Genomic DNA, 3,607 nt, shown 5'->3' with positions numbered 1-3,607 from the left:
CCATTCTTTTTAGTTTATCGACTCGGCTGTTTTTATTGAGTTTCTTCGTCGTTTTTGTACTCTAATATATCACCTGGCTGACAATCCAAAGTCTTACATATCGCTTCTAATGTTGAAAAACGAACAGCTTTTGCTTTGCCATTTTTCAGAATGGAAAGATTGGCCATCGTAATTCCAACCCTCTCCGAAAGCTCCGTTACACTCATTTTTCGTTTTGCTAACATCACATCAATATTAATAATAATTGACATATCATCCACCTTAGACCGTCAAATCATTTTCTGATTTAATGTTAATTGCATCTTGGAGAAGCTGTTGGAGGATTGCAGCAAAAACGGCGATAACCAACGAAGCAAAAATGATGATGAGTCCCAAGAATCCAATAGGAGGGTCAACTTTCTTAGCTATAAAATGAAAGAGTGGCATACCTAATACATACAAACCACTGATTGATATAGCACAGTACTTTATGTTCTTTAACGCCTTTACAGATAATTCCGAGAACGCTATGTTCTTGTCAATGTACCGTAAAAGATTGAAAGCCTGATAGAGAGCAAAGTAAAAAGGCACAGCAGCTCCATACATTACGATGAAAACGAGAAATTTCATTGCGGCAATATTTGGATACAAATTTGCTGCGAAATTCGCCATACTGGGCACTAAAAATATACATAAGGCAAGCACTGCAATTCCAACTAGAAAAATAATGAACTTTAAGAAATTGGTTGAACCTCGTTTACCATTCATTTAAAATACCTCACTTATTTAATGACAACATGATTTTATCATAGGGTTTATCGAATTACGATAAAATGGTATTGTTTTTTATTGTATTATTATTGTTATTGAAATATCCATTTCGTTTTGATAAAAATATAAGCTCTTCTATCAATAAAAAACACCTACTCACAATTTGCGAATAGGTGTGCGACTTTTTATGTGATTTTTTTACTTCGTCCACTTAAAATGGTTTTCTTCTTTTTTCATAAAATATGCATGCTATGTATATGTTCTCTCGTTTCCTCTGACCCTAAATCATAAATTAATTTGTATGCTTGTTTTAGAAAATAATCATAACCATTCTTGTTTTCATGATTCATATCAGTGATTGGTGCAATAAATGCTGTTTGTACGCCTAAAGCTTCATCGTATTTATCAATTTCATCAAATAGTCTTCCTAGTCTTTCTGCTTCATCTTCAGTTGCATCTATTTCAAGTTCGTATGGTGCGTCACCTTGATTTGGAACCATTGTTCTTGCTTTTACTGAAACATAATATCTCCTTTTTTCCATCACGATCTCCCTTACATTCATATTTTGTTCTATTTATTATTATCTTCTCTGAACAATTGATTATTCAATTTTATATAAATATCATTTTTTGTGAGCAAGGGGTATGATGTAGACAGGAATTTGTTGTTATGATATTGAATATTATGTTGATAAATAACACTTTAAGGGCTGTTTAATAATAAGGTGAAAAACGCGGGGGTAAGAAATGAAGAGTAAAGGATTATATCAAGATTTTTTTCTACACTTTGACATTTTAGTAATGGGCATCATTTTTGCAATTGGATTTATTTATAGTGTTGGTTTTCACTTTTCTTGGGCTATTTTACTAATTTTTATTGCAGGTTTAGTATTCTTTATGTTTAGTGAGTATGTAACCCACAGATTTTTATTTCATTTAAAGGTACCGAAAAACCAATTATTTCTAAAGTTTTTAAAGCGCATACATTATGATCATCATACGTACCCAGACGATTTAAAGCTATTATTCCTACCAATTTGGTATAGCATCCCTAACTTAGGTGCTCTATGTATCATTTTTTATTTAATTATGCAAAATCTAACATTAACATCCGCTTTTGGAGCAGGCTTGGTATTGATGTTACTAGTTTACGAATGGAAACACTACATCGCACATCGACCAATCAAACCAAAAACAAAATTAGGACGTCACATTAAAAAGCTTCACATTTTACATCATTTTAAAAATGAAAACTATTGGTTCGGTGTATCAACTCCTATTTTTGATGGATTATTTGGAACACTAAAAGATGAAAAAGAAGTAAAAACAAGCGCAACTGCAAAATCATTGGAAGAAAGAATGTAGTTAAACGCCTTAAAAGGCGTTTTTTTATTTTAACTGAATGATTGTTTATCCGGCTTATTATTATTGAAACTTATATTAAAGTTAGGTAAGCAAAACCTAAGTATTTAAGAAAAAGACTATGGCATACTTAAATTAAATTGATTATTTAGACCGTGTTTTATAATGAACGTTAACAAATTATTAAACTTATGATAAATATCAAAAAATGTAAATAATTGGACTAAGTAATTACTATACATATTAGTAAGGGGAATGTATTGGTTTTATAATTTAGCTTAGAGCTTAATCAAAATAGTGAAGGTTATTCTAAAATTAGGAGATGTAAATGAATCACTTAAATTACCGGAAAATCTTGTTACTTGGATTTGGATTTTTTGCAATAAGTTTAACATGGTCTGTTTATAATGCCTTTATGCCGAAGATATTAAGCGACTATATCGGATCTTCAGCATTAATTGGTTTTATCATGACATTTGATAATTATTTTGCTTTATTTCTACAACCCGCAGTTGGCGTTTACAGTGATCGCTTAAATACTCGGTTTGGAAGACGAATGCCATTTTTAATGATCGGTATGCCACTAGCTGCACTATTTACCTTATTAATTCCTTTCCACCAATCCCTAATGTTACTAGTATTTTTTATTGTGTTCATGAATTTGAGCATGAGTGTTTTTCGTTCCCCGGTTATTGCACTTATGCCAGATTTAACAAGAACTGAACACCGAAGTAAAGCAAATAGTATTGTTAATTTTATGGGTGGAATTGGAGCGCTCATTGCTTTTTTTATTGGCTCGATATTATGGGATATGAATGAGGGCTTTCCTTTTTATTTAGCAGGTTCCCTTATGCTCATTAGTTTCATCATTTTGTTTCATTTTATAAAAGAAAAAAGAGACGTCATCAATTATGAAGAAGCAGAAGAAAAAGTGAATTTAAAAGAAGGGTTTAAATCGGCTATTGCCAACAAAAATGCATTATTCCTGTTACTTGCAATCCTTAGCTGGTTTATAGGATTTAATGGGATTGAAACTTTCTTTACTCGTTATGGAGAAGTTTATTTAGGGATCAAGGTGAGTGCTGCATCATTTTCTTTTGCGTTTATCTCATTAGCCTTTTTAATATTTGCGATTCCAGCGGGTTTTATTGGTACCAAAATTGGAAAGAAAAAAAGTATTATCATTGGGATTGTCGGCATTATTGTAGGATTTAGCGTTTTGTTTTTCTTGAAAGATATCACAACGATTCGAATTGTTTTCTTTGGGATGGGCTGCTTTTGGGCACTGGTGAATATTAATTCATATCCTTTGTTAGCTGAGATGGCACCTGTAGGATTTATCGGCACATATACAGGCTTATATTATTTATTTGCTTCAATTGCAAATATTGTCTGACCCCGACTTTTAGGAGCGCTTCTTGATTTGGTTGGTTTTAAATTTATGTTTTTATATGGTGGTTTCTTGATGATCATTTCTTTCTTTGTGATACTGAAG

Annotated in this window: 5 protein-coding genes; 2 read left to right on the top strand and 3 right to left on the bottom strand. The window is 31.9% G+C overall.

Annotated elements, in window-relative coordinates; all coding sequences use genetic code 11:
- Positions 1 to 32 precede the first annotated feature (32 nt).
- The 3 genes from V7056_RS03615 to V7056_RS03605 all read right to left on the bottom strand — a co-directional run bounded on the left by V7056_RS03615 (position 33) and on the right by V7056_RS03605 (position 1,292).
- On the bottom strand, positions 33 to 251 hold the full coding sequence (locus V7056_RS03615; RefSeq protein ID WP_499699376.1) for a helix-turn-helix domain-containing protein: 219 nt from the start codon (positions 249 to 251) through the stop codon (positions 33 to 35).
- 10 nt (positions 252 to 261) lie between these two features.
- Positions 262 to 747: a DUF2975 domain-containing protein gene (locus V7056_RS03610; protein WP_499699374.1), complete on the bottom strand. Its 486-nt coding sequence runs from the start codon at positions 745 to 747 to the stop codon at positions 262 to 264.
- Positions 748 to 983: 236 nt separating this feature from the next.
- Positions 984 to 1,292 (bottom strand): hypothetical protein, encoded by a 309-nt coding sequence (locus V7056_RS03605; RefSeq protein WP_499699372.1) that lies wholly within the window; start codon positions 1,290 to 1,292, stop codon positions 984 to 986.
- Between the two features lie 205 nt (positions 1,293 to 1,497).
- On the opposite strand from V7056_RS03605, the gene V7056_RS03600 reads away from it, so the two are divergent.
- A complete protein-coding gene (locus V7056_RS03600; protein WP_499699370.1) occupies positions 1,498 to 2,115 on the top strand; it encodes a sterol desaturase family protein in 618 nt (205 codons plus the stop codon).
- A 325-nt stretch (positions 2,116 to 2,440) separates the two neighbouring features.
- Positions 2,441 to 3,508: an MFS transporter gene (locus V7056_RS03595; protein ID WP_499699368.1), complete on the top strand. Its 1,068-nt coding sequence runs from the start codon at positions 2,441 to 2,443 to the stop codon at positions 3,506 to 3,508.
- The last annotated feature ends 99 nt before the right edge of the window (positions 3,509 to 3,607 follow it).

Origin of the sequence: Bacillus sp. JJ664 (genome assembly GCF_036962205.1) — a bacterium.
In the GTDB taxonomy this organism is placed as follows: domain Bacteria; phylum Bacillota; class Bacilli; order Bacillales; family Bacillaceae_G; genus Gottfriedia.
Note: the sequence above shows the minus strand (reverse complement) of the source record. Positions and strands in the feature narration are given on the sequence as shown.